Raw genomic sequence first — 278 nt, 5'->3', positions numbered from 1 at the left:
CCGAGATCGAGGTCGTGTCGCCTGAGGAAGCGGCCGGGCTGCTGGAAGATGACGACACGATCTTCGTCGATCTGCGCGACCCTCGCGAAGTCGAGCGTGACGGCAAGATCCCCGGCGCCAAGCATGTCACGCGCGGCATGCTTGAATTCTGGATTGATCCCGAAAGCCCCTACCACAAGCCGTGCTTCGCCTCGGGTAAGACTTTCGTCTTCTTCTGCGCCGGCGGCTGGCGTTCGGCCCTGGCCACCAAGACGGCGCAAGACATGGGCCTCACACCG

General features: G+C 63.7%; 1 protein-coding gene. It reads left to right on the top strand.

Annotation, left to right across the window (positions count from 1 at the left end):
- Window positions 1-278, top strand: a 278-nt coding sequence (locus EN845_RS35170; protein ID WP_135931368.1) for a rhodanese-like domain-containing protein, incomplete at both ends; no start/stop codon positions are given.

This window comes from Mesorhizobium sp. M8A.F.Ca.ET.202.01.1.1, assembly GCF_004791595.1.
In the GTDB taxonomy this organism is placed as follows: domain Bacteria; phylum Pseudomonadota; class Alphaproteobacteria; order Rhizobiales; family Rhizobiaceae; genus Mesorhizobium.
Note: the sequence above shows the minus strand (reverse complement) of the source record. Positions and strands in the feature narration are given on the sequence as shown.